Raw genomic sequence first — 26602 nt, 5'->3', positions numbered from 1 at the left:
TAAGTAGGTAGACATAATTAAATATAAAATAAACTCTTAGTTTGTAGTGAGCGATTTATCGCTCAGAGCAAGGATTATCAGGACTAAAGTCCTTACTACAAACTTTAAATTTATTTATGCCTAGATACTTAGCATCTACCCTTGTTAATTGACAGGTATCATATATATCTTAATCGGTATTATGTAGTTAATAAAAACACAAGGTTTTATCCCTTATTGACGTTAGCATATAAATAGTTTATAAATTGGTGTTCTATATAAAAATCTTATTGGAAATGTAGATTTAGAAATTCTAGTAATTAATCTTTGGAACATTTTCTAGGGGCTTACAGTTGTATATACCTACTGTTTTTATATATTTATAGGAGACATATTAGTGAAAAATAAACCAGAAAGTTTAGCTTCATCATCTGCATCTATTCTCACGTTGGGATTAGGCTGGTTTCCCAAAAACCCCGGAGGATTAGAAAGATATATGTATGAACTAACTCATAAATTAGCAGCAAATAAAGACCAGGTTGAATTATGCGGAGTTGGTCTACCAGAGGCTGAATTAAATTCGCCGATTAAGCTGACTAACTTGGCTTCTCCCGATAGCGCTATTTGGCAAAGATTATGGTCTATTCGCACTAACTTTCAGAAAACAAGAACCAGCAAACCAGATGCGATTAATCTACACTTTGCATTATATAGCTTTCCACTTTTAGATATTTTACCAAAGGGAGTACCAGTTACTTTTAATTTTCATGGGCCTTGGGCTTCTGAAAGTCAGCAAGAGGTAGTTAATAAGAACCTCAGTCTTTTAATTAAGCATCAGCTAATAGAAAAAAATACTTATAATCGCTGCGATCGCTTCATTGTTTTAAGCAAAGCATTTGGTAAAGTTCTCCATGATAAATATCAAGTACCGTGGAGCAAAATTAATATTATTCCTGGTGGAGTTGATATTAACTGGTTTCAACCAAATTTATCACGCCAAGAGGCTTGTAAACAGCTAGGCTGGCCAAATAATCGCCGGATTATATTTACGTCGCGCCGTTTAGTGCATCGAACGGGAGTTGACAAATTATTGCAGGCTTTGGCTATAATTAAGCCCAGAATACCAGATGTTTGGCTAGCAATTGCAGGTCGTGGTCACATCCAAGCTGCACTACAACAACAAGCTATAGAATTAGGGCTAGCCGACAACGTTAAGTTTTTAGGTTTTATACCTGATGAGCAATTACCCATAGCTTATCAAGCTGCTGAATTAACTGTCATGCCTAGCCAATCTTTTGAAGGGTTTGGATTAGCAATAGTCGAATCTCTAGCCTGTGGTACTCCTGTTTCATGTACCCCAGTTGGGGGAATGCCAGAAATTTTATCAGAGTTTTCACCCGATTTAATTACTACTTCAATAGAAGCATCAGCTATTGCTGAAAAATTAGAACAAGTGCTTTTGGGAAATATCCCCATACCTTCACGAGAAGCCTGTCGTCAGTACGCGACTACGCACTACGACTGGAACCAAATTGCTCAACAAGTACGGAATGTTCTATTAAATTAATGAAATAGAAACGTGAAAATTGCTTTGTAGAGACGCGATAAATCGCGTCTAAACCGTATTGTATTACAAGGAAGTTTTATGAGAATTTTTTTCTTAGACCAAAGCGGTAAACCCGGCGGTGCAGAATTATGTTTAATAGATATTGCTAAACCATACTCTCATCGCGCTTTAGTAGGTTTATTCGCAGATGGACAATTTAAAGATTTACTACAGCAAAATCATATCCCAGTAGAAGTTCTGGCAACTCAAACAATCCAAGTTCGCAAAGAAAGCAGTTTGGTGCAAGGATTAAAGAGTTTAAAACAACTTGCACCTTTGATTACTAAAGTAATAAAAAAAGCGCGTGAATACGATTTAATTTATGCCAACACCCAAAAAGCATTAGTTGTCGGAGCATTTGCAAGTTTTTTTAGTCGTCGTCCTCTGGTTTATCATTTACACGATATTCTTTCCACAGAACATTTTAGCCAAACTAATCTTCGCATTGCGATTAACTTAGCTAATCATTGTGCCTCATTAGTAATTGCTAATTCCCAAGCTAGTAAAACAGCCTTTATCCAAGCGGGGGGACGCTCAGATATAGTCGAAGTTGTTTATAACGGCTTTGATCCAAAAATTTATCAAACTGATGAATCTGATATTAATCAATTACAGCAAGAATTAGGATTGCAAGGAAAGTTTGTAGTCGGACACTTTAGCCGTCTTGCACCTTGGAAAGGACAGCATATTTTAATTGATGCTCTTGCCAAATGTTCCCAAGAGGTGACAGTAATTTTAGTGGGAGATGCACTGTTTGGCGAACAAAATTATGTCAAACAATTACATCAACAAGTTACCAATCTGGGACTAGAAAACCGCGTCAAATTTTTAGGATTTCGTTCAGATATTCCCCAGTTAATGGCAGCTTGTAACTTGGTGGCGCATACTTCTACTTCTCCAGAACCCTTTGGTAGAGTAATTGTTGAAGCAATGCTATGTGGAAAACCTGTAGTTGCAGCAAAAGCTGGGGGTGTAATGGAATTAGTAGAACATGGACTTAATGGTTTTTTAGTGACACCAGGAGAACCCCAGGAACTTGCACAGGTAATAATCACCTGTCTTCAGGAGACGGAAATAACTGCAACTATAGCTAATAATGCCAGAACTACGGCTAGTCGGCGTTTTGATGTTGCAACTATTAATCAGCAAATTGCTCAACTGTTGTCCCACAGATTCTAGTACAGGCTGGAATTAGGGGGATCTTGGACAAGATCCCCTATAAATCATTTTGGATAATTTGTTTTTTGGAAACCCCTTGTCTTGCGTTGTCTAGTTGAATGATATGAGTTCTTGAGCAATGCCTACGGCAGCAAGCTACGCTAATCTTGCTCTCAATTTAGCTATACTAAATCGATTATGCAGATATTCCAAGCGATCGCATTAGGCTGCTTCCCGCAGTTGTGGTTGTGACTGCACACTCATCTCTGGAAACGAAAGCGAAAGTTGTTCTGCTTGAGGGACTGCGGCTTGCTGCAAAACTTGAACTTCGATATTCACGCTTACCAAATAACTGCCTGTATCAGCACCAACCGCTTCAGCAATTAGTTTAGCAATGTCTGGGCGTTTGGCAGTTAGCGGATCGCGTAAAATACACCGATCCCATTCATGTTTGGCAGTCGGATTGAGGTTGAGAATGTAATGCTTCATCATCGAACTAACCCTTGAATCCATCTTCTGGAAGGTTTTCACACAGCCGTTAGGCATTTAATTAGGCTTTGTGGACGCTATATCTATTATAGTATATTTGTACTAAAAAAGCATGTCTGAGTGAAAAAGTAGTACACCTGTGTGCTACCACCATATTCGCGTGCTACATCCCATTGTTTTAAGGGCAGATGCGAAGAATCGAAGTGCGATTTTACAGCAGTTTGCAAGTAAGTGAGATAGAAAATACAAGACTCACGCATCAAACATAAAGATGTTTTTTTCTCCTGCCTCATACCTCAAAATTTGTAGGTTTGTACTTCATGCAAAGCAAAACTGTTTTATCTATTCCCTTCTTCTCTAATTTGGTGGCGCATCTGAATATTTAATCCTTAATTACAAAAAATCTGCCCATAGGTAATGCTAATAAAAAACTATTGCAATTAAGCTTACAAAGTAACGCCTAATTTTATACAAATCGCTATATGGTAGATATCTATATTATTGACCTATTTGTAATCGGTCTACTTCTGCTGATGGTAACATTAGGATCGGGTTGGATTGCTCGCCTACCTCTTTCTTTTGCCCTGATCTATCTACTAGTTGGTATTTTGCTAGGCCCTTATGCTTTTGGGCTGATTCAATTACGTCGAGATGAAGTTTTTAATGCCGAATTACTGGAAAAAATAACAGAACTTGTAGTAATTATTTCTGTGTTTAGCTGCGGCTTAAAAATTGTTCGTCCTCTAAAGTTGGCGGCTTGGGGTATTACAGCCCGATTGATTGTATTTCTGATGCCAATTTCAATTCTTGCTCTGGCTGTTGTGGGTAAATTGTTTTTAGGGATGAATTGGGGAGAAGCAATTTTATTAGGAGCAATTCTCGCACCAACCGATCCAGTACTAGCATCAGAAGTACAACTTACTGATATAAACGACAAAGATGAGTTGAGATTTGGTCTGACTTCTGAAGGTGGGTTAAATGATGCTTTAGCTTTTCCCTTCGTTTATTTTGGTCTTCATGCGTTAAAAGATGACAACTGGGGTAACTGGTTTCAACAGTGGATTGCGGTTGATTTAATTTGGGCGATCGCAGCTGGTATTGTTATGGGAATTGTTGTTGCCAAATCTATAGTCTGGATTGAAAAGAAAATTCAAAAACGCCGTCGTGCTGATGAATTAATGGAAGATTTTATTGCTATCAGCACGATTTTACTAACTTATTCTTTAACAGAAATGGTTAATGGCTATGGGTTTCTGGCAGTATTTGTTGCGGGGTTAGTTGTCCAACGCAGTTATAGAGACCCTGAAAAACCGCTAGCACAATTAGAATTTGTTGAGCAAGTTGAAAAACTGCTGGAAGTTGGAACAATTTTACTATTGGGTTCAATATTATTATTGCAGCCAATGCTCAACTACGCTATGCAATCTTTGTTAGTAATAATTTTGCTATTCTTAATAATTAGACCAGTAGGAGTTTGGATTAGCACAATAGGTAAACGCCCTGTAGAATCACACCGCCGAACATTTCATCCAGGAACACGTTGGTTATTTGGATGGTTTGGTATTCGCGGTGTCGGCTCTTTATATTATCTTGCCTATGCCTTTGGTAATGGTTTAAAAGGTGAAGCTGCCGAACAAATTGCTTGGATAACTTACACTACTATTGTAGCTTCTGTGATTATACATGGTATCAGTTCAACTCCATTAATGAAGTGGTATGAGCGCAATATTGGTAATCAAAGAAAACCTACTTCTCCTTCCACAATTGATGAATTTGAATAAATTGTTGTAGGGTGTGTTATACCGAAGATTAACGCACTATCAAAAATTTAAGGTGCGTTATCGCTTTAGCGATAACGCACCTTAAATTTAATTTTCTAAACCTCTGACTTCAAAAAATATAGAGCCTTTAAATCTTAACTACCAAAACCTAGTACCAAAGGGCTTAGTAGTTTAGCGCATATTCTCTATTTCCCTGTCACCTTTTCAAGAACTTCTTTCGCTTTTTCACCAAAACTTTCTGGGGGATTTTGTTCTTGTTCAGCCTTCAAATTCCTTTCGTAAGTCTTCTCTATAGTAGTAAGGTTTTTTGAATCTTTTATTGCTTGCTCATAAGCTTCTTGTCGTTCTTCTTCTTGAACGCCAACACCTGGGTCAAATTCGTTAGCACGATCAATTTTTTCTTCAGAATTTGGTTTATACTCTGGGGGTATTAGCTTTAATTCTTCAAGAGTAGTTGCATAACTAGCTTGCTGAATAAAAATAAATGAACCTGACAAGCTGATGGAAACCATCAAGAAAACAACTAAAAAGCTTGAACGTAACGCTTGTTTTAAAGTTAATAGAATTTTTTGCATGAAAAGCTCCTCCTATTGTTCTGTTATAAGCCTTGATTATGTATAAATATATTCAATATTTAAGGCTCACAGGCATCCTAAATGTTTAGGTACAGTTTTTCCTTCTATCGCAAGGTATATTAATTTTTACCTAAAGTTCAGTTAATGCTATCTGAACGTTTTAGGAGCTATATCCATAGACAAAGGCGGGCAAGATGCCCACCCCCCAAGATTGGGTAATTTATTTGTTGAAAATCTCTTATAACCAACTATGATTAATTTTAATTCCTCGACTTTGCATTACTTCTTCAAATAAATCTGTTGGGAGTGCTTCTTCCACAGCAAAAACACCTGGTTTATTGAGTTTACCTTCTAGCAATAATTGGGCAATACTACCTGTACCGCAACCAGAAGCTATCGCTGTATTTTCATGCACTACAGTTGAACAATAAACGGCGGTTTCACCATCTTTTTGCCCTGTAACTTCTGAACGAACTGCTACCCCAATTCCACTAAAATTATTAGTGACATCCGTCATCGAATGGCTGACATGAGATAGAAATTCAATCATGTAACGACGCTGCATTAACCACTTGGGAAAAATATGTGCCGCAATCCAAGTTAGGTGATTGTAAAAATCGGGAACAGAGCCAAATTTAGTAATTACAGTTTTTACTGATGGGAAAGCTTTGGGCAGTGTAAAGGTTTCTGGCATATCAAACCAGTAAACTCCGGTGCGTCCATAAGGCGGTGGAAAATCAACTAATTCTCTTTCACTATAAGGCTTGATTATCTCCCATTTTCCATCTATCCAAGTCTCAAAAGGATACTGCAACCCCAGAAAAGTTGTCCGCATCACTGTAATGCCAGCACCACCCGAACCCGAAACTAAATAACTTAAGTGGATCTTTTCTGGTTTATCAAATTGTTCAACACCTTGACGTACCATGCTGTTAGAAATACCAGGAAAAATGCCAGTATTAATAATTGCCGTCACACCAGCAGCAGCAGCTTTTTCACTAAAATTGAGAGCTTTACTGGTATAAGAACGATGGTCGCTGACATCTATATAATTAACGCCTTGAGCAATACAGGTTTCGAGAACATTAGTATCTCGATAGTGAAATGGCCCAGCACAATGAATTACTAAGTTAGAGTTTGCGATCGCATCTTGCAACTTGTCAACTTCTGCCAAGTCCAATACCAAAAACTGCACTTTTCCTCCCGAAGACAAGCTGACAGCCTTCCCAAACTCCGCAGAACGTCCGGTAATTGTAATTTGAGCCTGCGTATGGTTAGCGAGATCCTGAGCAACACTGCTACCAATCCGCCCTCGTCCACCAAGAATTAAAACTCTGTCTGTCATTACTCCAGATTCGCAACACTAACCTTATTTCATCAGTTTTGCGTCCTGTTTGCCATCGGTTATAAGTATGATTTATAGCATTTCACAAAATTTATGCTACATTTGCGATTCAATTTGCCTGACTACTGTTAGCGCCGAATAACTCACTCCAGCAGTACCTTCGCCGGGATGGGTGGAGTCACCAACTAACCACAAATTCTGGATGGGTGTACGATTGGCGAATCCAAAGGGGCCAAAGGTAGGAATTCTTTGACCAATACCGCCAACTATACCGCGATCGCGGGCTGTGAAATGGGCAAAGGTGCGCGGTGTTGCGGCTTCTTGATGAATAATTGTTTCTGGTTTGAGATAGAAGTATTGGGCAAGATGAGCGATCGCTTCTTGGGTAAACTTTTCTTTTAGTCCTTCATAATCTTCAGTCTCCCACCACTGTGCAGGATCGACAAATGAAGAAGCAATAATTGTCGCTTTCCCTTCTGGTGCGCGACCGTCTCCAGGATGACTGACAGAAACAAATAGGGAATTATTCTCGCCAATGGGGCCATTGACATCGTACAAAAATTGCAGGTGAGGAGGACACCCAGGCGGAATCGCGCTAGCATCTACACCCAAATACACCACAAACGCACCCGATGCTTGGGGTAGTTTTTCCACCCGGTTTTTATATCCAGATGGTGCTTGTTCTCCCAACAACTGCACCAAGTTTTGCACGGTGACATTAGTAACAATATGGTCGGCGGCTTCTGTCCAGACTTCGCCAGTTTTCTGATTTCTAATGACTACAGCAGTAGCTTTACCGTTTTCTACTTTGATTTTTTCTACAGTGTGGCGCATCAATAACTTGCCGCCATCTCTTTCTAAGGATTGTACCAAGCGATCGCTCAATACTTGCATACTTCCCTGGAGGTGAAACAATCCTTGGGGCAGTTGGGATACACTCAACGCTGTGGCGGCATAAAGTAACGCTGTCTCGTCTGCATCCACCTGGGAGTATAGCTTCAGTTGCAAATCTAAAAAAGTTCTCAATCGCTGGTCATTTCCCAACCCACATAACCGTAAAGCATCTCCTACCGTAAACAAAGTGAAGGGGACGGTAATTAATGTACTGGGACGTACCGCTTGCGCTAGTTGCCACAAATCCCATAAATTACGTGGTGGTAGCACCGGATCGCGTCCTTGAAATTCCCAACTGGCATCAAACAAAGTTGCCATCAATTGCCAAAACGGTTCGCTACCGGGGAACTGTCTTTGTCGTTCCTCTTGCCATTTCTCTTGGTCGCGCCAGACATTGATGGGTGTGTTTTCCCCAGGTAAATACACTGCACAAGCAGGATCGCAAGGTGTTGCTGGCGGTAATTCAATTTCCAATTCTGAGAAAATGCGGTGGTGAATTCCCCCTGGTTCCAACCCCGCCACCTGAGTTGCGCCCACATCAAAGGTAAATCCCTGGCGTTTAAACGTCGAAGCACAGCCACCTGGTACGAGGGCTTGATCCAATATTAAGACCCTGTAACCTCTATGAGCTAATAATGCTCCAGCAGTCAGTCCACCTATTCCCGCACCGATAACGACGACATGAGAGTTACTTTTGTCAAGAGAAATGCTGGACATTGATTAGTTTCTTTAAAATTCTTAATATTTCTAATTATAATTTTACCTTAATCTCTGAGTTGAATGGGATTGGAGGGTACGTAGATCACTAGCATAAGATAGACAAATAAATTTGTCCTGTTCGCTTATATCCCCCGCATAAATTACGGGGGTTTTACGCATCACGACTCATAACTACTCTAAAATTAGATTACCTCACCAAACAACAACCTTAAGATGACCAGAGAATTTAACGTCATTATAGAACGCGACTCTGAAGGTTATTTTGTTGCCTCCGTGCCTAGTCTGGCAGGATGTCACACCCAAGCCAAATCTCTAGACGAATTGATAGAGCGGATTAAAGAAGCTATTGAACTTTGTTTAGAGGTTGAACAAGAAAATGCGGAAGCATTAGAGTTTATCGGTGTGCAGAGGGTTTCTGTTTAAGTATGAGCAAACTACCGAGTTTGACTGGACGGGAGGTAATTACAGCTTTAAAAAAAGCAGGTTTTGAGGTAGCAAGAATCCGAGGTAGTCACCATTTTTTGATACACAGTGATGGTCGTCGAACTGTTATTCCAGTGCATTCTGGTGAAACAATTGGTTCTGGTTTGTTAGCACAGATACTCCGTGACTGTCAGATCAGCCGTGATGAATTCCGGGAACTATTGTAAAAATAGGTAAAATTTACCCTTCCTGTGTCATGGACTCATCTATATATATAGTGTGAGATAGTGTGAGATTATTTCATTTTTTCTTCAACCAGAACTACTACAATTACTATTGATGCTAGATAATGGGAAAGCTTTGACATTTTCTTCCCAATCTAGCCCGGAAACAATAATTAAGACTTATGCGAACTCACTATTGCGGCGAACTCCGAAAAGAACATATTGGAGAAACTGTTACCTTTTACGGATGGGTAGACCGTCGCCGCGATCACGGTGGTGTGATATTTTTAGATTTACGCGATCGCTCTGGAATAGTCCAAATCGTCAGCGATCCGCAACGCACCCCAGACTCTTATGAGCAGGCGAACGCCCTGCGAAATGAATATGTTGTCGAAATCACTGGTAGGGTAACACAACGTCCTGAAGAATCGCTGAATACCCGCATCCCTACAGGCGAGGTAGAAATCTATGCCGATAAAATTCAACTCCTCAATGCTGTCCGCAAACAGTTACCTTTCCAAGTTTCCATTGCTGACACCGAGACAGTGCGGGAAGACTTGCGGCTGAAATATCGTTATTTGGATTTGCGACGCGAACGCATGGCGCAAAATTTGCAACTGCGTCATCAAATTGTCAAAGCCATGCGTCGTTATCTCGAAGATTTGGAAGGTTTTATCGAAGTCGAAACCCCAATACTTACCCGTTCTACCCCAGAAGGGGCGCGGGATTATGTTCTACCCAGTCGCGTCAATCCTGGAGAGTGGTATGCTTTGCCGCAATCGCCCCAGCTATTTAAACAATTACTGATGGTATCCGGCTTGGATAGATATTATCAGATTGCCCGTTGCTTTCGTGACGAAGACTTACGCGCCGATAGACAACCGGAGTTTACCCAGTTGGACATGGAAATGAGCTTCATGTCCCAAGAAGAAATTATCGAACTAAATGAAAGCTTAGTTTGTCATATCTTCAAAACCGTTAAAGGCATTGAGTTACAGCGCCCTTTCCCGCGTCTGACTTACGCTGAGGGTATGGAACGTTACGGTAGTGATAAACCAGATACCCGCTATGGTTTGGAATTAGTTGATGTCTCGGATATTGTCAAAGACTCTGGTTTCAAAGTCTTTCGGGACACTGTTACTAATGGCGGTATCGTCAAAATCCTCCCAATTCCTAACGGTAACGATGTAATTTCTAATGTCCGCATTAAACCAGGTGGTGACTTATTTAAAGAAGCCAGCGAAGCCGGTGCTAGAGGTTTAGCTTATATCCGCGTTAGGGATGATGGCGAAATTGACACCATTGGCGCGATTAAAGACAACCTCAGTGAAGAACAAAAACAAGAGATTTTGCGCCGTACAAGTGCTAAAGCTGGACATCTACTATTGTTTGGGGCTGGCGATGCTGCTACAGTTAATAAAACATTAGATAGATTACGGCAAGCGATCGCTAAAGAATTTAACTTAATCGATCCAGAAAAAATCAACTTGCTGTGGATTACAGATTTCCCGATGTTCGAGTGGAATGCTGACGAAAAGCGTCTAGAAGCGCTACACCACCCATTCACAGCACCACATCCTGATGATTTGAGCGACTTAAAGACAGCACGCGCCCAAGCTTACGACTTGGTACTCAACGGCGTGGAAGTTGGCGGCGGAAGTCTGCGGATTTATCAACGAGAAATTCAACAGCAGGTGTTTGAAGCGATTGGTTTATCTCCAGAAGAAGCGCAAAGTAAATTTGGCTTTCTCTTAGAAGCATTTGAATATGGTACACCACCGCATGGTGGCATCGCCTATGGTTTAGATCGTTTGGTAATGTTGCTAGCTGGCGAAGAATCCATTCGAGATGTAATTGCTTTTCCGAAAACACAACAAGCACGTTGTTTGTTAACAGATGCACCTTCGAGTGTAGATGCGAAACAGTTGAAAGAATTGCACGTTGCTTCGACTTATAAACCAAAGTCTTAGTGAACTAAATAATTGTCTAAGTAAGGTGGGCAATGCCCACCAATTACTTTGAGGATACTCAATGGAAATTTTTTTAGCTAATATTAATCATCTTGAAAGTGTTTCAGTATTATTTGATAGATATCGCATTTTTTACAATCAGGCATCAAATCTTGAAGCTGCCAAAAATTTTCTCAAGGAACGTTTCAATAATAATGATTCAGTAGTATTTGCAGCTAATGACAATGGGCAATTAGTTGGATTTACTCAGCTTTATCCCAGCTTTTCTTCAGTGTCGATGAAACGAGTATGGATATTGAACGATTTGTATGTAGAAGAGTCGCATCGCCGCAGAGGAATCGCAAAGTTATTGATGAGTACTGCGGAAGAATACGCCAAAAAAAGTGGAGCAATTCGAGTAATTTTATCTACTCAAATTTCTAACATAACCGCGCAAAACCTCTATGAAGCGCGAGATTACATTAAGAATGAAGAGTTTTACCATTACGCTTTGCGGTTGCAGTAGTGGCATGACAATAAATTGGCCTATCATGTCCGCATAATTACAGGACTTACGCAAAAAATAGCCCAAGCCCTAATTTCCAGGTAAGGCAATTCATGTAGACGCGAAGCGGCTACTCTTACGAGAACGCTTTCAGCGAACCCGCAGGGTATTACCCCTAACCCGTGTAGTTTTGTGTAAGTTATAAATTAGTTATAATTGTCACAATAATTGTACCGCATACGCCAGTTATTCCACTTAATTTCCTCTCCTGATTTTTGGATAGAGAAGATAAAGTGTAGCTTTGGCAAGGTAGGGTTATTGGGGTTTAATAAATAATCAAGTTGGCATAATATTTAGTTGCTGATAATATATGATTTGGCGTGGATTAAATCGAAAAAGAAGGCTATTGTTTCCGATATTTTTACTGCTAGTATTTATAGTAGGAATCGTGTCACAAGAACTCTCTGCAAGAGAACCACAGCTAGTACAAAAAGAAAACAATTACGCGATACATACGCGACAAAATTTTAATCAATCTAGTTTTTATCCAGTTGCACAAATCCCATCTGCAAAACTTTATAAACCTGTTGGCGACTGGGTAGGAAGGTTAATCTTACCAACAAAACAGCAATTACAAGATGGTTTAGATTGGGTATGGATGGAAGTACAATATGCACCACCCGCAGCACAAAATCTATTAGGAAAAATTGTGCGTCTGGAGTGGAAAAAGAATGAAGATTTACTTACTAAAGTTAAAGCTGTAACGCGAGATATAAATTTCACTTCAGAAGTGATTAAAAGTCAAGAACAAGGGAATATTCATCCTTTTCGACTAAATGGAGTTCGTCAAGTAGGTATTTTACGCTCCTTGGCTGGTGCAAATCCTCAAGATGATGTAATTGTTGCTTTAGATGCAAATACAATCATCAATGCAGATGGAGAAAAATCCATTTTGCAAATTGAACGTGAACCTGTTTTAGCAACTGGTAGATTTTATGGATTAGTAAAAATAATTAACCCGATTAAATCTAATCTTTTCTCTACAAAAGATAAGCAGAATAGTGATTATTTTGATGTACAACACTATAACCCTAATTCAAATAAATTTGATGGTATTCAAGAAACTATTCGTATTCCCCAACAAGTAATAGATACGCGAGACTTTGCGCCTTCAAGTTCGCAGGAAATCGAAAAATCACCTGCGGGTGAAGATGGTTGGTATATTTATGGTGCTAAAGATGCAAATGCCGTATTTACAGTAAGTGCCTTTGCACCTCGTTCTCTGTTTCAAATTCAACCCCGTCAAATCATCACAGGTAAGGAATTAGGGCTAAATTATATCCAAGAGGTAAATTGGCAAAATACCGAAAAGAATAAAGGTAAATTCAATACTGCCTTGTTAAAACCTATAGAAACATCTATATCAAAATGGCAACAAGGCGATAAAGCGATTGTACTACACCTATTCGGTGGAATTGGCGGACGTAAAGCTGAAGCGATCGCAATACCTAATACTATCACTGGACATTTTGCTTTTGGAATCGCAGAAGTTGTCCGTGACGAGTTTACTAACGAATTACGCTTTGAGACTAAATACCACCAAATTTATGCCCATAACCCTGATGGAATTATAGCCGGAACCCATACATGGGCTGATTATATGGGGAATTTGCAACGTGGTTGGTTAGCAACACGTCCAGTATCAGATATTCTGATTAGATTCGACCCTGTAACGCAAGATTATGATTTTGATGGGATTAAACTTTCGCCTTTAGAGGAATTCCAGCAACAATTACAGGTAACAATGGCACGTTATCGCGTTGGCGATGGTACTGGCGGCGCAATGGTATCACCTAGTACCTCATGCGTCCAAGATTCAAGCCAAGCACTTTATGCTGCGATAATGGCAATTAAAAACCAAGTTGCGAAAACTCCTCAAATTCAAAATTGGGTACGTACTAATCCGAATCATCCACAAACATTACGCTTTCAGCAGCTAGTTGAATTAGGTAAATCTTTAGAACAACAATTAGCGCCCTTGGGGATAGTTCGTGCTGATTGGCAGAGTCAAGCAGGTATACTCGCAGGTACGGGAATCGGAAAAACGACCAAACCATTTCAAGATGGTAGTATTTGGGCTGGTTTGACAACATGGCGAACAATCATGCCACGGCAAGTACAAGATGATCTCGCCGCGATATTTCTCAAACATGGTGCAACTTTGCAAGTAGTGCGAACTAATCAAGTAGGTGGTTGGCAATCCGATATTACATCCCTTGCACCAACAGTCTTTTTAGGACAAATTAAAATTCCTTTTACTAATATTTCACCGCTTTCAATTGTTGTAAATCGAGTTTTAGCGTCTTTAGTAATTCCTACACAGCAAGATTGGTTAGTTCTGATTTTACTGCTGATAATTTATAGTATTTTCGCCCTACCTTATGGCTGGAAATTAGGATTTTTACAGATCCAGTTTTGGTCTGCAAATTTGATTGATCAATGCTTATTAACGTTGCGTTGTTTATTTGCACCTGCGATTACCGAAGAACTAATTTTTCGCGTTATATTGCTTCCTCATCCTAGCGAAATCACCAATTGGTTACGATGGAGCTTATGGGCAATAGTTAGTTTAGTATTATTTGTTTTGTATCATCCATTGAATGCTAAAACATTTTTCAAAGCTGGAAATCCCACATTCTTTAACCGGGTTTTTCTTACTTTAACTTTATGGTTGGGAATTATATGTACTGTTGCATATACCTTAACTGGATCTTTTTGGGTGATAGTTTTAATCCACTGGGTTGTAGTAGTAGTTTGGCTAATCGTGTTGGGAGGAATAACAAAATTAGATAAGAATCAAAAAAATCATAAAGCTTCAATATAATACACCGTAGCTTAAAAAGGGGGACTTTAATTCTAGTTCCCCCTTTTTATCGATAGATTTAGAAGTCGATCTAAAACTTTTGATACTGACAGGAGGGCTTTTCAAACCTGACTTTTCACGTTATGTGGAAAAGTCCGCCAAAAACCTAACCCCCTTCCCGACGCGGGAAGGGGGAAAATTCAAAGTCTCTCTCCTTTTAGGAGAGAGATTTAGAGAGAGGTTTTCCAGATGCCGTGAAAAGTCAGTTTTCAAACATCCTCTAAGAGCCAATACGGTTCAGTTGAAGAATGAAACTCAACATTTCTAGGGCTTTGTTGGGTTGCGCTTTGGTTAACCCAAGCTAACAGCGCAATTACCATAGAAAGCAAACCCCCTAAAAACAAAAAAACCCGCCGTAGCGGGTTACACAACAAACTAAGAACAATGAAAACCTGATTTAGCTGGAATATCTCATTTCAGCTTCAAGTTGACGAATCAGTTGTTCGTCGCCCTTTGCTCTGGCTACTTGCAAGCGATGCTCTAGGCTTTTTTGAATATTCTCTCTGTGGGCTTCTTGTGCTTTTCTGCCACTTTGTAGTCTATTTTGATTCATAGTGATTACCTTTTTTAATTTTTTGCTTTATGTCTTCTATTGATAACATAACACATATTTTGTAGCTGTTGCTACAGAAATTTCTAACTTAATATAGATTTTAACAAAAATATGTCTGAGAAGCAGATTGATCAACAACGACTAATGACTTTTTTAAGCGATTTTGGCGATCGCGATATCTATATAGGCGTAATAAAGGGAGTCATAGCCCAAGCCAACCCCAGGCTGAGGGTGATAGACTTAACGCACCAAATTCCACCGCAAGACATCGCCGCAGCCCGGTTTTGCCTGATGAATGCTTATCCCTATTTCCCCGTTGGGACAGTGCATCTGGCAGTAGTAGATCCGGGTGTGGGAAGCAAGCGACGAGCGATCGCAGTAGAATTTGCTCAAGGGTTTTTAGTCGGCCCAGATAATGGTATCTTTAGCGGGGTACTTAGTCAAAGCCCTGCGATGTCTACGACGGGCTACGCCTACACAGCCGTTGAACTTACAAATCTTAACTATTGGCGAACTCCTCAACCAAGCAACACTTTTCACGGTAGAGATATTTTTGCACCAGTGGCAGCTAGTCTTGCTAGTGGTGTCTCCCTCAAACAGCTAGGACAAGAAATTGATCCAGCAAGTTTGGTCAAACTGGATATAGCTGAGTGTAAGCAGACAAGCAATGGTGTAGTGGGTTGCATTCAATATATTGACCACTTTGGCAACCTAGTGAGCAACATTCCAGCAAGTTACGTACAAGGCAAAACTTGGTATGTGCAAGCTGCTGGGTTGAGTATACTAGGTTGTCAAACTTACGGTGATGTCAACGTGGGAGAGATACTAGCTTTAGTTGGCAGTCACGGCTGGGTAGAAATTGCCATTAATAGCGGTAATGCTCACTCCCGGTTGCATTTAGATTGGCAAGCACCGCTTCAAGTTGTTCTAACATGAACCAATCACACTGGTCAAAAATCTTCACTTAGGTGAGTTACAAAACCTACCAATCACGCATCATATCAAATATGGCGTTGCATATTTGCAGAATGATTTGGCAACTTCTAAAATTAACTCCTGCCCCCTGCCTCCTGCCTCCTGCCTTCTCCCCTCTTCACATCCACCCCCCAACTTCCGCATCAGTTAAAGGCTTCTCTAACTTGCTATATTCTGTCTGAGCAGCCCGCAATAAGTGTTTCATCTGCACTGCTTCCCCGGCATCGGCGGCGAGGAAAGCAGCATTTAAGGCTATGTTACGGATATTACCCCCAGCGACATTTAGCCGTGCTAGTTGCAGGGCATCTAAGTCTGCGGTTGGGGTGTCGGCGGGAAAGACGCGCCGCCAAATCTCGGCTCGTTGTGTTGTATCGGGGAAGGGGAATTGCACCACGAAGCGAATCCGCCGCAAAAAGGCTGTATCAATAGCACTTTTCAGGTTCGTAGTTAAAACTGCTAAACCTGGATAGCTTTCCATCCGTTGCAACAGGTAGCTAACTTCAATATTGGCATAGCGATCGCGCGCATCTTTAACTTCACTACGTTTACCAAATAAAGCATCAGCTTCATCAAATAACAAAATCACCCCGCCTTGTTCAGCAGCATCAAATACTCGGCGCAAATTCTTCTCTGTTTCGCCAATATATTTGCTAACTACCGATGATAGATCGATCCGATAAAGATCGAGGCGCAATTTATGGGCGAGTACTTCTGCCCCCAAGGTTTTACCAGTACCGCTAGCACCTGCAAATAAGGCGCTGATTCCCAATCCTCTAGCACTCTTGCCACCAAAACCCCAATTGTTATATACAGTACTGCGTTGCCGGACATGAGCCGCAATTTCTCGCAGAACTTGTTTCTGTGCCTCTGGCAATACCAAATCTTCCCAATCACCAGATGGCTCAATCCTTTGGGCGAGTTCATCCAAGCGCGGACGTGCTTGCACACGGCAGGCATCCCATAAAATGCTAGTGATATCGTTGTCTGGTTTTTGTGCTAACTGTCCTGCGGCTTCTGCACAAGCAGCCCGGATGGTTGCAGCACTTAGGTTAAACTGATCCACTAGGGTTTTAACTTGCCCGTTCATTTGTGATGCCATTGAACCTAGGGCATCTTGCCAAACTGTACCTTGTTCTTTGCTAGTTGGTTGATGTACGTCAAAATTAACTACCAGGCGTTGTCCTAGTCCAATCCGTTCTCGGCTCGTAACTATTAAAAAGCCCTTGGTGCGTTCGATGAAACGAGCGATCGCATTCAGTCGTGCCATATCATTATTATCTAGTTCGTTGCAGTCTATGAGTAACGCACACTTACTTAAAATCGTCTCACGAGTCCACAGGCGAATCAGATTATCTAACTCGCTAGGTACTAAAGGAATCAGTTGTGCAGGCATTACCCACAAACTTAAACCCTGGAGTTGACAAATGGTCGCGGCAATGGAACGTTTGCTAGTAGTTTCGCTACTACATAGCTGCACGACTGGTAAGCTATGAATTTTGCCAGCTTGTGACCAAACTGCTGCGACTCGCTCTGCTAAATCTTGGTGTGAGGGTACTAAATCGCTAACCTCTGGTAATGGTTCAATGATGCCAGCTAATCGTTCGTCAAGATATTGAATGCCCGTGAGATAATGTAAAATTCGTTCGTCAATTCTGACGGGACTGAGAGTCAAGGCATGACCATCACCAATTTGAATTAACCGCCAATGACGTAAGGGAGCATTTGGAGCGATCGCATCCCAGTGGACATTAGGTAAAGCAGACAGAGCTAAACTTAGAGTTGGGTAAGCTCGTTGTAAATCTCCGTGCGTTATGGCGCACAATTTAGCAAAATCTCCATTCAATTCCATCCCTGCACACAACAACAACAAATCACGTTCAAAGGATGAGAGGCTAAATATTTTGCATACTCTCTCCAATCCCGATGGCGCAGGCATTGCAGCCGCAGCTTCCTGTAAATCCTTTTGGTTTTTCTCTACAGATTGATTTTGCTCTTTTGCTGTGTGATTTTCTAAAATCCCACGCACCACGGCAAGGGCTGCTGATAGATAGCGGTAGTTTGCCTCATCCCAATTGGGATTTGTTGTAGCATTCATAAGATTGTCACCTGTGGCGAATCATAAGCTCCAGACTGATTCTTCTTGTGCAGTGGACTTTCTGCACCATCTACCTGCACCCGAACAATATAAGTTCCTGGCTTTACATTTTTGATAGGAATAGTAATTGCATCGGTGTCTTCAGCGCGTGATGCTACCAAGAAAGAGTAAGCTACCGGACTATTAACTGATACTTCATTGAGTCGCAAAACTACTCGCTGTGCCTTACCAACTTTGGGCTGGAATTTAACGGTAATTTCTGCTGTGCGTAAATTGTCGCCGCTATTTTCCACCTGAGCGACAAATGCCGTAATTGTTGGATGGATGACAAAAGCTGCAACGTTTGATTCAAATACATAATCTGTTTGTCCTGAATTGCCCATTGTTAGATGCACGACTTGGATAGTCTGCACACTTGCGTATAAATCTGATGGGATTAACAGGCTAATTTGTGTTTCTTTAACATCATGAGGTACTAATAAAGTCTCCCGATGACTCAAACGAATTCGGGTAATCTCACCGCGTAAACGTTTACCACGAATTACTAATGTTGTGCCCGTAACAATCGTTTGATCGGTCTTTGCCGGAGTCATAACTTGCTCTATAGTCGGTTGAGACAAGGGCATTATATAGAAACCTTCAGAATTTTCAGGTTTGCTACTCTCAATCAATACCATTGATGCCAGATAGGTAGCTGAAGGTCGATAGTGTGTTTGTAACGCAGACCATAATTTAGAAGTTTCTTCCATGTTAAAAAACTCTGGAGTCAGTTTAATCTGACCAATTTGTTCAGCTAAATCAGGTACAGATACACTTGCGACAGCTTGCGAAAAAGCGCTTGAGGTATTGGTTGTAGAGGCATTTATCAGAGTACTTTCAATAATATCCGATGTGATGGCGGGTGTTTTGTGTAATAAATGCATTGCATAGCCCAATAAAAGCTCCGCCTGAAAATCCTTAGCTCCATACGCTGTTAGTAAGTAATGGAGGTCAAGAGCTAGTGGCGGACTCTGTGAGGATGCGTTTCCATTTATACGTGAGTGTCTGCTGCGAAATTCCTGAGATACCCAATCGACATTGCGGTTCTGTGTTACTTGATAAAGAAACAGGTTGATTTGAGCCCGCTCGTCAGCTTCAACTGAAATGCGATCGGGCGGTAGGGCAGTTACAATCACATCACCAACACTCGCAGCGATCGGATCGCTGACTAAGCCATTTTCCAGCAAGACTTTTAGTACTGCTGTCACGGCGGCTATAGAGAGTACATTACTCATCCTCGTTCCTCATGGCAATAGCACATCTTAATCATGTACGCCAGAGTACATTGACAGAATATATTTTGCAAAACTTTAAATATTCTGTAACAGAGGCTATCCGCATAGCATACGAAATATCAGCACTAATGAAGCTAAAGACCTCGTATAATTTGCGTTAACTTCACATTAGGAACCAATTTAAAGTACCATAGGGCTTAATTTTAAACATTTTATCAAATTGCTAACATTATTTTAAGTTAGTAATATGTTAAGCTGAGTATAATCAGATAAATGCTAAGTAATATATGTTACTGATATTCATCTAAGTTACCAAGTAAGCAAAATATTTGTAATACTAGTAGTATATCTGAGCTAAAGTCAAAACCTTAAAGTTACTAGAATGGGTTCCCCCAGATGAAATCCCCACCTCCTTCAAATTCTTGGATTGGTCGCTTGGTAGGTGATAACGAGCGATATCGTTTAGACAAACGGTTAGGCGGGGGTGGCATGGGAGATGTCTTCCTGGCAACGGACAGCCGTGTGGGTCAACAGGTAGCCTTAAAGTTGCTCAAAGATACGCTGGTGGCATCACAAGAAATGAGAAAGCGTTTTGAGCGTGAAGTAGCAGTTTGTGCTGCTTTGCAAAGTGACCACATAGTTAAGATTAGTGATTGTGGATTCACCCCAGAAGGCTTTCCATTTTACGTAATGGAATATTTGCGCGGGCAAACGCTCAGACAATTACTGCTGCGCGAGAAGCGGCTATCTGTTGAGCGGGCGGTAAAAATTATAGCGCAAGTTTGCAAAGGTTTACAGCTTGCCCATCAAGGGGTTACTCTCCAACGGGAAGGCGGAAAAAGCACTGAGCATATTCAGGTAGTTCATCGTGACCTGAAACCAGATAATATATTTTTAGTACCTACAGATTTGGGTGAGTGGGTAAAGGTTTTGGATTTTGGTGTTGCCAAAATTCGCAGTGAATCTTCAGAAAATGCGAATATTACCAATATCACCAGTACTTTTATTGGCACATTTCGTTATGCACCTCCTGAGCAAATTCAAAGCGATAAAAACCTGGATGCAAGGGGTGATATTTACAGTTTAGGAATTATCCTTTATGAAATGCTGAGTGCCGCCGACCCATTTGGAATCAGCATTAAGGGTAGTCATGTCAGTGAGGCTTCTTGGGTATTAGCTCATGCCTATGAACCACCGAAGCCACTGCGATCGCAGCCAGGTTGTGAGCATTATTCCACAGAATTGGAAGCAGTGGTGATGAAATGCCTCCACAAGAACCCAGCTAACCGATTTGCAACGGTAGAAGAACTCAATCTTGCTTTGCAAGCTGCTGCCAAATCTGTCACAAACACTATTAATTTACCCAAAAAAGCTACCGGGCAGTCACAACCTTCCTATAATCAAGGTTCAAACAACGAAACTGTTCCCAGACAATCGAACGACGACACCGTTTACCGTCCTCCATCTGCATATAATCAAGGTTCAAATCACGAAACTGTTCCCAGACAATCGAACGACGACACCGTTCTCCGTCCCCCATCTGCATATAATCAAGGTTCAAATCACGAAACTGTTCCCAGACAATCAAACGACGATACCGTTCTCCGTCCCCCATCTGCATACAATCAAGGCTCAAATCACGAAACTATTCCCAGACAATTTAACCCGATTGAGCAAAACCAATCTGAGGAAACAGTTCCTCCCCTTCAGCCTGGATACAACCAAGGTTCAAATCACGAAACAGTTCCGAGGCAGTTTAACCCAGTTGAGCAAAGTCCACAGAGTCCTGTAAATAATCCCAACCCCAGAAAACCGGACGTGACCTTGTATCAACCACGACCTGGGGCTAATCAAGGTGGACAACAAGTGCCACCAGATAAGACATTGTTTCAACCGCGACCTGGGGCTAATCAAGGCGGACAACAAGTGCCGCCAGATAAGACATTGTTTCAACCGCGACCTGGGGCTAATCAAGGCGGACAACAAGTGCCACCAGATAAGACATTGTTTCAACCGCGACCTGGAGCGAATCTTGGTGGACAACAAGTGCCACCAGATAAAACATTGTTTCAACCGCGACCTGGGGCTAATCAAGGCGGACAACAAGTGCCACCAGATAAGACATTATTTCAACCGCGACCTGGAGCGAATCAAGGTAGACCACAAGTACCGCCAGATGTGACATTGTATCAACCACGGTCTGCATCCAATCAAGGCAGACGACAAGTACCACTAGATGACACTATTTACCAACCAAAGCTAAGTGAGCAGCTAGCTACGAAAATTACTCCCAATTTTTTGCGAATCTTGGGAGTAGTCTTGGCAATTGGGCTGACTTTAGCCTTGGTGGCCTATATTTATACTCAATCTCGTAAAGAACCTAGCAACCAGGAAAGTTTACCTAATAGCGATCGCATTCAGAACTAATTAGCTAATAGCTTACCTATGTTCATCCCAAGCTACGGGAAAAGAATAATCTGAAAACGCCGAGAAATCATGATTTTCGCTGCGGGTTTCTTCATCCAAAAACTTGACAACTTTGTTATAAATATCTTGTGCTTGTTGCGGAGAATCACCGATGCTGGTTAATCCCAACTTGCCAAACTGCGAAAGACAACCCATGAGATGAAACACTGTACCAGTCTCTGTACCACTGTCAAAGTGTAGTCTGTGTTCAGCGATGATATCCATCAAATCATTAGGTAACAATCCCTGATAGCGCTCTTTTTGCAAATTATCAGTAGCAATGTAGTATTTTGGACGACCTTGCTGACTATAAAATAAGCCCGTGGAAAGGTCATAGCGACCGTTTGTTAATAATTTCAGGGTCATGAATGGATGAGTTGTGCCACCTTTACGCAGATTAATTTCGATCGCCTGAATATCCCACTCACCATTACCCTTGTCAACGGTGATAAAATCTACGCCAAATCGCTCTAAAGTACCTTTCTCTGCTAGCTTTCTACCAACTTGTAGTCCTAATTGTTGTAATTGCAATCGATAGCTTTCATCAGCCGGGAAGCGACAACCAAGATAAATCTGACCGTCTGGGCCTCCGAGAATTTGGTCGTGAGTTGAAAGGATTTCCACTTTCCCAGTAGGTGTGATCCGTCCTTGGACACTGGGCGATCGCTTTATTTCCCCTTCCACAAATGCTTCGGCAATTGCCCCTAATTCTGGGATTCTTCCCGAAAAATTATCCCAAGTCTCAAGTTTTGCTTGAAAGCGCATTGTTGAGAAGCGATCGCTAATTGCTGCTACCCTTTGAGCATGAGTACCAATACCTGGTGCTAAATTCTCAATTGGCCTCAGATCGAGCAAGGCATTTCCCTCTCCCGAAATGCCTTCGTTAAGTTTTACCACTACCCGTTTTAATGTTGGTTGTCTTTCCCACAAATCACTGGTAGCTTCTGCCAAATCTGTGTGGTTCCAAATTTTTTCGCTGCCATCTGGATGCGGTACTCCACTTTCAGCGAAAATTTGCCGACTGCCACTTTTTGTCCCCCAAATCTGTAAATCTGGTGCAGCAGCATACAGTGGTACACCCAATTTTAAAGACAATTCGCCTTCCCAGTGCGAAGAGTTGTAGCAAATCATAAATGATTTGTCTAGTCTCAAAGATTGATGAATCCGCTCTAGTAGACGGGGGCGTTCTAAAATCTTTTGGCTAAGAGGTTTAAGGGAAGAATCGTAAGTAGAAAGTAGCAGCAAGCGATTGCGAGCATGAGAAAAGGGAATTCCTGGCAAAAGTTGCAGATAATAATCAATAATACTAGGATGCAGTGGTACTGATGTTACATAAACTAGCCGAGTCCGGGGGTTCTGCAACCGAATTAAAGAAAATAGTAATCTTTCTTCATAATGTTCGCACCCTTCAATCTTTTGGAGTTCGCGCTGGTCAAGACTTAGGGAGGGAATAATTAAAATATCCGCTTCACTATTGTCAAATGACTCGATCGTTTTCCAGCGATCGCGCAGGGTTAATTGTAATTGGCGAAACTTTTCAACCTGCTCTAACTCGGAAATATTTAGTATTGCCATAACCCCTACCCTCTAATAATCCCAATGTAGCGCACCACGCAGGCTTTTGGCCTATTAGTTTGGGAACTAGTAAGCAAGTACTTTATCCTGCAAAAATGTGCCTATGCAGATATCAGCTTAAATTAATACTAATGAAATTTAAGCGCATAATATTACTATTCTGTCAAGATAGTTTTGAAGGTTTGTAGTAATGAGTTTATTACTTAGAAAACAAGCCTAAACTTAATAATCTAAAATTATCAATATGACTTATATTTTATTACGTGAAAAAACTCCGTACAATTTAAAAAGCCTTCTTTTCTATTGCTTATTGCCTGCACACGTAAGTAACTATAGCTACCCTTCCGTGAGGGATACAAAAATCAAAGCTAATTCCTATATCCATAAATTTAAACTTGACAAACAGGTAGGTAGTTGTGCAACGACAAAGCGAAAAAGTATAAATCTATATTTTCATTTATCGAAAATGGCACGACTCTTGAGTGAGCTAGAAGAAATCATAATTAACTAATTGGATAATTTTGATTATTTAATTTATTTTCCGTCTTAAGGTTGAGCAAAATTTAGCTTAGTTTACCTCTATAGAGCGATAAATTACAGCAAATTAATAGTTAATTTAATAGCAGATGAAAAAGATAACTATTTCATCGAATCATAGTTTTTATACTTGTTCTTGCCGTCAGGTGAATAGTGTCTGTCATCTTTGAGTATAAATAACGTCAGCCGCCTACAATTTCTACGAATTCGGGATATGTATATCCAAAAACTTGTAAATAGCAAGTAGGAGCCAAAGTAGAAAATAGACCTTGGGTTAAATTTTTGATCCAGGGTTTGCTTTTGAAAATGGCTAATGAAAAAGATGAGGGTAATAAATGCCCAATTCAATATTCAATTACCAAAAAAACCTATGCCGAAATCAAAAGAGAAAAAAGAAAAAACATTGCAGCCGCCACAGCAGCAAGAAGTACCAGGTGTTGAATCAGAAATGACACCAAAACCTAAAGCAGATGATGCCCAGTATCGAGGTAGTGGCAAGTTACAAGATAAAGTAGCATTGATTACGGGTGCAGATAGTGGTATTGGTCGTGCTGTAGCGATCGCATTTGCTAAAGAAGGTGCAGATGTGGCTATCCTTTATCTGAATGAACACGATGATGCCAAAGAAACAAAAAATTTGGTAGAAAAACAAGGTCGTCGGGCAGTAACTATCGCAGGCGATATTGGCGATGAAACTTTTTGTCAGCAAGCTATCCAACAAACAGTTGGTGAGTTTGGCAAACTCGATATTCTCATCAACAACGCCGCCGAACAACATCCAAAAGAAAGTATTGAAGAAATCACTAAAGAACAATTAGAGCGAACTTTCCGCACTAATATCTTCTCAATGTTTTTTATGACTAAAGCTGCACTAAAGCATTTGCAAACAGGCAGTGCTATCATCAATACCACATCGGTAACAGCTTATAAAGGTAGCCCACAACTGCTAGATTATTCTTCTACAAAAGGTGCGATCGTTGCTTTTACTCGCTCCTTATCACAAAATTTGGTGTCAAAAGGAATTCGCGTTAATGCTGTCGCGCCAGGGCCAATTTGGACACCTTTAATTCCCTCAACATTCCCAGAAGAGAAAGTTGAGAATTTTGGGAAACAAGTACCAATGCAACGAGCCGGACAACCAGAAGAAGTTGCCCCCAGCTATGTATATCTAGCATCTGATGATGCTTCTTATGTCTCTGGACAAGTTCTACACGTAAATGGTGGCGAAGTTGTTAATGGCTAAATAAAGGAGTTAGGAGTTAGAAGTCATAGAATTTGGAATTTTATATTTTTTGTTTAATGCCAAATTCAAAAACTAAAGTTAGCGGAGTTTAAAATTATAACCTATTAGCTTCTAACTACTAACTCTTCACACCTAATTCTACCCTCATTGTCTTCCATTAGAGGGATGAGTAAAAATTGAAATATTGATAGTCTGTTCAGCAGCATACATTTAGAGATAACAACTACGTCTATGGCATCTCCTACACCACTATATGGCACAGAACTAGTAGATTGTGCTAGAGCAAATGCCAAGCAAGGAATTGAAACTGCTGCTTATCAATGTGGCTATGGTCAAGACCTCAACAAATTTGCCCGAGAACTCAGACAAGCTTGTGAAGAAATGAATTTACAAGTAAAAGAACTTACTGGATTAATTACTGAACAAGACATGATACTGCAATTGGGTACTGGCGAAATTGTTGCTCCAGTGACGGAATCAGAATTGTAAAAAATAGTCATTTGTCGTTTGTAATTTGTTATTGATTAATGACCAATGACTCCTTTTGTAACCTTAAAATTAACAGCGCCAAATTGAAATAAATCAAAACGTCTACTACATCAACTTCTGTAATTATAAATGGAGTTGACTAAACGGAGGTAGCGAAATAGAAACTGTAGTGTTGAACCGGAGATAGAAGCTAAAACAGAAATAGCTACCAGGCTAGCGCAGCGATCGCTACTTCTAATCGATTTTGCAGAAATTAAGCCTAGATAGTAGCGATCGCACCTAACATTCCTTCCAATAATGCCCCAGGGTAGACGTATTAGCGGCTTGTCGTCAGACATCGTTTCTCGGCCAACTACTTGCAATGTGCCAAGCGATCGCATATCGGTGTTCATCCCTCAAATAGCCACTGTAGAAGGCTGGCAAGCACATTACCACCAGCATCAGTCAGCAAAGGGATAAACGCTGTCAGTGTTAGCACTAGCACTTTTGTTAAAATTTTCTCTTGTGACTTAATAATCTTTCCTGTAATGGTGTATTGGTTATAAGTAAAACCAACAACTATACAACCCGCTTCTGAGCAATTTCTAATAAATTCATCTGAAAATAGTTGTCGCCCCCGACTGCACACTACCCACACTCCTCTTCTCCCTCTGCCTACACTATGCGTGAGAAATCCGGAACTACCACCCAAGGTATAGATATCTTCGGTGGTTTCTTGTTTTCCTCAAATCAGCTTGAACATTCCCACTTATACCAAGTTGCGATAGATAGTATTATTTAGGGGAAGTAAAATCGGTGTACAGCGATGCCTCGTACTCGAATTA

Annotated in this window: 20 protein-coding genes and 1 pseudogene; 12 read left to right on the top strand and 9 right to left on the bottom strand. The window is 40.9% G+C overall.

Translation table 11 applies throughout. The annotated features are described in order from the left end of the window. The first annotated feature begins 376 nt into the window (after positions 1-376). Both GNF10_RS20680 and GNF10_RS20675 read left to right on the top strand, forming a co-directional pair. The gene (locus GNF10_RS20680) at positions 377-1546 is read left to right on the top strand and encodes a glycosyltransferase family 4 protein (RefSeq protein ID WP_185587205.1); all 1170 of its coding nucleotides are present in this window, start codon (positions 377-379) and stop codon (positions 1544-1546) included. 78 nt (positions 1547-1624) lie between these two features. Then, on the top strand, positions 1625-2764 hold the full coding sequence (locus tag GNF10_RS20675) for a glycosyltransferase family 4 protein (protein ID WP_185587208.1): 1140 nt from the start codon (positions 1625-1627) through the stop codon (positions 2762-2764). 201 nt (positions 2765-2965) lie between these two features. On the opposite strand, the gene GNF10_RS20670 is transcribed toward GNF10_RS20675, so the two are convergent. Continuing rightward, positions 2966-3235: a hypothetical protein gene (locus tag GNF10_RS20670; protein ID WP_185587209.1), complete on the bottom strand. Its 270-nt coding sequence runs from the start codon at positions 3233-3235 to the stop codon at positions 2966-2968. A 479-nt stretch (positions 3236-3714) separates the two neighbouring features. Here GNF10_RS20670 and GNF10_RS20665 point away from each other — a divergent pair, with 479 nt between their 5' ends. Continuing rightward, a complete protein-coding gene (locus tag GNF10_RS20665; RefSeq protein ID WP_185587211.1) occupies positions 3715-5013 on the top strand; it encodes a sodium:proton antiporter in 1299 nt (432 codons plus the stop codon). Positions 5014-5198: 185 nt separating this feature from the next. Here GNF10_RS20665 and GNF10_RS20660 read toward each other — a convergent pair whose 3' ends face one another. The 3 genes from GNF10_RS20660 to crtD form a co-directional block, all read right to left on the bottom strand. Beyond that, complete coding sequence (locus GNF10_RS20660; RefSeq protein ID WP_185587214.1) at positions 5199-5588, bottom strand: hypothetical protein; 390 nt, start codon at positions 5586-5588, stop codon at positions 5199-5201. Between the two features lie 238 nt (positions 5589-5826). Beyond that, positions 5827-6933: a saccharopine dehydrogenase family protein gene (locus GNF10_RS20655; protein ID WP_185586672.1), complete on the bottom strand. Its 1107-nt coding sequence runs from the start codon at positions 6931-6933 to the stop codon at positions 5827-5829. 96 nt (positions 6934-7029) lie between these two features. Continuing rightward, positions 7030-8544 (bottom strand): C-3',4' desaturase CrtD, encoded by a 1515-nt coding sequence (crtD, locus tag GNF10_RS20650; protein ID WP_185586673.1) that lies wholly within the window; start codon positions 8542-8544, stop codon positions 7030-7032. 216 nt (positions 8545-8760) lie between these two features. Here crtD and GNF10_RS20645 point away from each other — a divergent pair, with 216 nt between their 5' ends. The 5 genes from GNF10_RS20645 to GNF10_RS20625 all read left to right on the top strand — a co-directional run bounded on the left by GNF10_RS20645 (position 8761) and on the right by GNF10_RS20625 (position 14532). Continuing rightward, the gene (locus GNF10_RS20645) at positions 8761-8970 is read left to right on the top strand and encodes a type II toxin-antitoxin system HicB family antitoxin (protein ID WP_185586674.1); all 210 of its coding nucleotides are present in this window, start codon (positions 8761-8763) and stop codon (positions 8968-8970) included. Positions 8971-8972: 2 nt separating this feature from the next. Beyond that, entirely contained in the window at positions 8973-9197 is a 225-nt protein-coding gene (locus GNF10_RS20640) for a type II toxin-antitoxin system HicA family toxin (RefSeq protein ID WP_185586675.1), read from the top strand. A 179-nt stretch (positions 9198-9376) separates the two neighbouring features. Then, on the top strand, positions 9377-11164 hold the full coding sequence (gene aspS / locus GNF10_RS20635; protein ID WP_185586676.1) for an aspartate--tRNA ligase: 1788 nt from the start codon (positions 9377-9379) through the stop codon (positions 11162-11164). A gap of 61 nt (positions 11165-11225) precedes the next feature. Beyond that, entirely contained in the window at positions 11226-11669 is a 444-nt protein-coding gene (locus GNF10_RS20630; RefSeq protein ID WP_185586677.1) for a GNAT family N-acetyltransferase, read from the top strand. 349 nt (positions 11670-12018) lie between these two features. Then, positions 12019-14532, top strand: coding sequence for a CPBP family glutamic-type intramembrane protease (locus GNF10_RS20625; RefSeq protein WP_185586678.1), 2514 nt, complete (start codon positions 12019-12021; stop codon positions 14530-14532). A gap of 436 nt (positions 14533-14968) precedes the next feature. Here the strand turns inward: GNF10_RS20625 and GNF10_RS20620 are convergent, their stop codons facing one another. Further along, on the bottom strand, positions 14969-15124 hold the full coding sequence (locus GNF10_RS20620; protein ID WP_167755997.1) for a hypothetical protein: 156 nt from the start codon (positions 15122-15124) through the stop codon (positions 14969-14971). 111 nt (positions 15125-15235) lie between these two features. On the opposite strand from GNF10_RS20620, the gene GNF10_RS20615 reads away from it, so the two are divergent. Next, positions 15236-16060: an S-adenosyl-l-methionine hydroxide adenosyltransferase family protein gene (locus tag GNF10_RS20615; RefSeq protein WP_185586679.1), complete on the top strand. Its 825-nt coding sequence runs from the start codon at positions 15236-15238 to the stop codon at positions 16058-16060. Between the two features lie 157 nt (positions 16061-16217). Here the strand turns inward: GNF10_RS20615 and GNF10_RS20610 are convergent, their stop codons facing one another. Further along, positions 16218-18194 carry an ATP-binding protein gene (locus tag GNF10_RS20610; RefSeq protein WP_185586680.1) on the bottom strand — a complete coding sequence of 659 codons (1977 nt, stop codon included), beginning with the start codon at positions 18192-18194 and terminating at the stop codon, positions 16218-16220. After that, on the bottom strand, positions 18191-19468 hold the full coding sequence (locus GNF10_RS20605) for a DUF4255 domain-containing protein (protein ID WP_185586681.1): 1278 nt from the start codon (positions 19466-19468) through the stop codon (positions 18191-18193). The genes GNF10_RS20610 and GNF10_RS20605 overlap by 4 nt, the downstream gene beginning before the upstream one ends. A gap of 396 nt (positions 19469-19864) precedes the next feature. On the opposite strand from GNF10_RS20605, the gene GNF10_RS20600 reads away from it, so the two are divergent. Further along, on the top strand, positions 19865-21895 hold the full coding sequence (locus GNF10_RS20600; protein WP_185586682.1) for a protein kinase: 2031 nt from the start codon (positions 19865-19867) through the stop codon (positions 21893-21895). 12 nt (positions 21896-21907) lie between these two features. Here the strand turns inward: GNF10_RS20600 and GNF10_RS20595 are convergent, their stop codons facing one another. Beyond that, positions 21908-23509: a peptide ligase PGM1-related protein gene (locus GNF10_RS20595; protein WP_185586683.1), complete on the bottom strand. Its 1602-nt coding sequence runs from the start codon at positions 23507-23509 to the stop codon at positions 21908-21910. A 907-nt stretch (positions 23510-24416) separates the two neighbouring features. Here GNF10_RS20595 and GNF10_RS20590 point away from each other — a divergent pair. After that, positions 24417-25289, top strand: a complete 873-nt coding sequence (locus tag GNF10_RS20590) for an SDR family oxidoreductase (protein ID WP_185582058.1) — start codon at positions 24417-24419, stop codon at positions 25287-25289. Between the two features lie 231 nt (positions 25290-25520). Beyond that, positions 25521-25778, top strand: a complete 258-nt coding sequence (locus tag GNF10_RS20585) for a hypothetical protein (RefSeq protein WP_185582057.1) — start codon at positions 25521-25523, stop codon at positions 25776-25778. Between the two features lie 28 nt (positions 25779-25806). On the opposite strand, the pseudogene GNF10_RS20580 reads toward GNF10_RS20585, so the two are convergent. Beyond that, positions 25807-26393, bottom strand: a pseudogene (locus GNF10_RS20580) (magnesium transporter); the annotation flags it as partial. Between the last annotated feature and the right edge of the window lie 209 nt (positions 26394-26602).

It is taken from the genome of Nostoc sp. UCD121, from assembly GCF_014222285.1.
Lineage (GTDB): Bacteria > Cyanobacteriota > Cyanobacteriia > Cyanobacteriales > Nostocaceae > Nostoc.
This window is presented reverse-complemented; position numbering and strand designations above follow the sequence as displayed.

Bases quoted from the DNA above. Each gene is read 5' to 3' on its own strand.
- GNF10_RS20675 (WP_185587208.1), top strand. From the start codon at position 1,625: ATGAGAATTTTTTTCTTAGACCAAAGCGGTAAACCCGGCGGTGCAGAA.
- GNF10_RS20670 (WP_185587209.1), bottom strand. From the start codon at position 3,235: ATGATGAAGCATTACATTCTCAACCTCAATCCGACTGCCAAACATGAA.
- GNF10_RS20665 (WP_185587211.1), top strand. From the start codon at position 3,715: ATGGTAGATATCTATATTATTGACCTATTTGTAATCGGTCTACTTCTG.
- GNF10_RS20660 (WP_185587214.1), bottom strand. From the start codon at position 5,588: ATGCAAAAAATTCTATTAACTTTAAAACAAGCGTTACGTTCAAGCTTT.
- GNF10_RS20655 (WP_185586672.1), bottom strand. From the start codon at position 6,933: ATGACAGACAGAGTTTTAATTCTTGGTGGACGAGGGCGGATTGGTAGC.
- crtD (WP_185586673.1), bottom strand. From the start codon at position 8,544: ATGTCCAGCATTTCTCTTGACAAAAGTAACTCTCATGTCGTCGTTATC.
- GNF10_RS20645 (WP_185586674.1), top strand. From the start codon at position 8,761: ATGACCAGAGAATTTAACGTCATTATAGAACGCGACTCTGAAGGTTAT.
- GNF10_RS20640 (WP_185586675.1), top strand. From the start codon at position 8,973: ATGAGCAAACTACCGAGTTTGACTGGACGGGAGGTAATTACAGCTTTA.
- aspS (WP_185586676.1), top strand. From the start codon at position 9,377: ATGCGAACTCACTATTGCGGCGAACTCCGAAAAGAACATATTGGAGAA.
- GNF10_RS20630 (WP_185586677.1), top strand. From the start codon at position 11,226: ATGGAAATTTTTTTAGCTAATATTAATCATCTTGAAAGTGTTTCAGTA.
- GNF10_RS20625 (WP_185586678.1), top strand. From the start codon at position 12,019: ATGATTTGGCGTGGATTAAATCGAAAAAGAAGGCTATTGTTTCCGATA.
- GNF10_RS20620 (WP_167755997.1), bottom strand. From the start codon at position 15,124: ATGAATCAAAATAGACTACAAAGTGGCAGAAAAGCACAAGAAGCCCAC.
- GNF10_RS20615 (WP_185586679.1), top strand. From the start codon at position 15,236: ATGTCTGAGAAGCAGATTGATCAACAACGACTAATGACTTTTTTAAGC.
- GNF10_RS20610 (WP_185586680.1), bottom strand. From the start codon at position 18,194: ATGAATGCTACAACAAATCCCAATTGGGATGAGGCAAACTACCGCTAT.
- GNF10_RS20605 (WP_185586681.1), bottom strand. From the start codon at position 19,468: ATGAGTAATGTACTCTCTATAGCCGCCGTGACAGCAGTACTAAAAGTC.
- GNF10_RS20600 (WP_185586682.1), top strand. From the start codon at position 19,865: ATGAAATCCCCACCTCCTTCAAATTCTTGGATTGGTCGCTTGGTAGGT.
- GNF10_RS20595 (WP_185586683.1), bottom strand. From the start codon at position 23,509: ATGGCAATACTAAATATTTCCGAGTTAGAGCAGGTTGAAAAGTTTCGC.
- GNF10_RS20590 (WP_185582058.1), top strand. From the start codon at position 24,417: ATGCCGAAATCAAAAGAGAAAAAAGAAAAAACATTGCAGCCGCCACAG.
- GNF10_RS20585 (WP_185582057.1), top strand. From the start codon at position 25,521: ATGGCATCTCCTACACCACTATATGGCACAGAACTAGTAGATTGTGCT.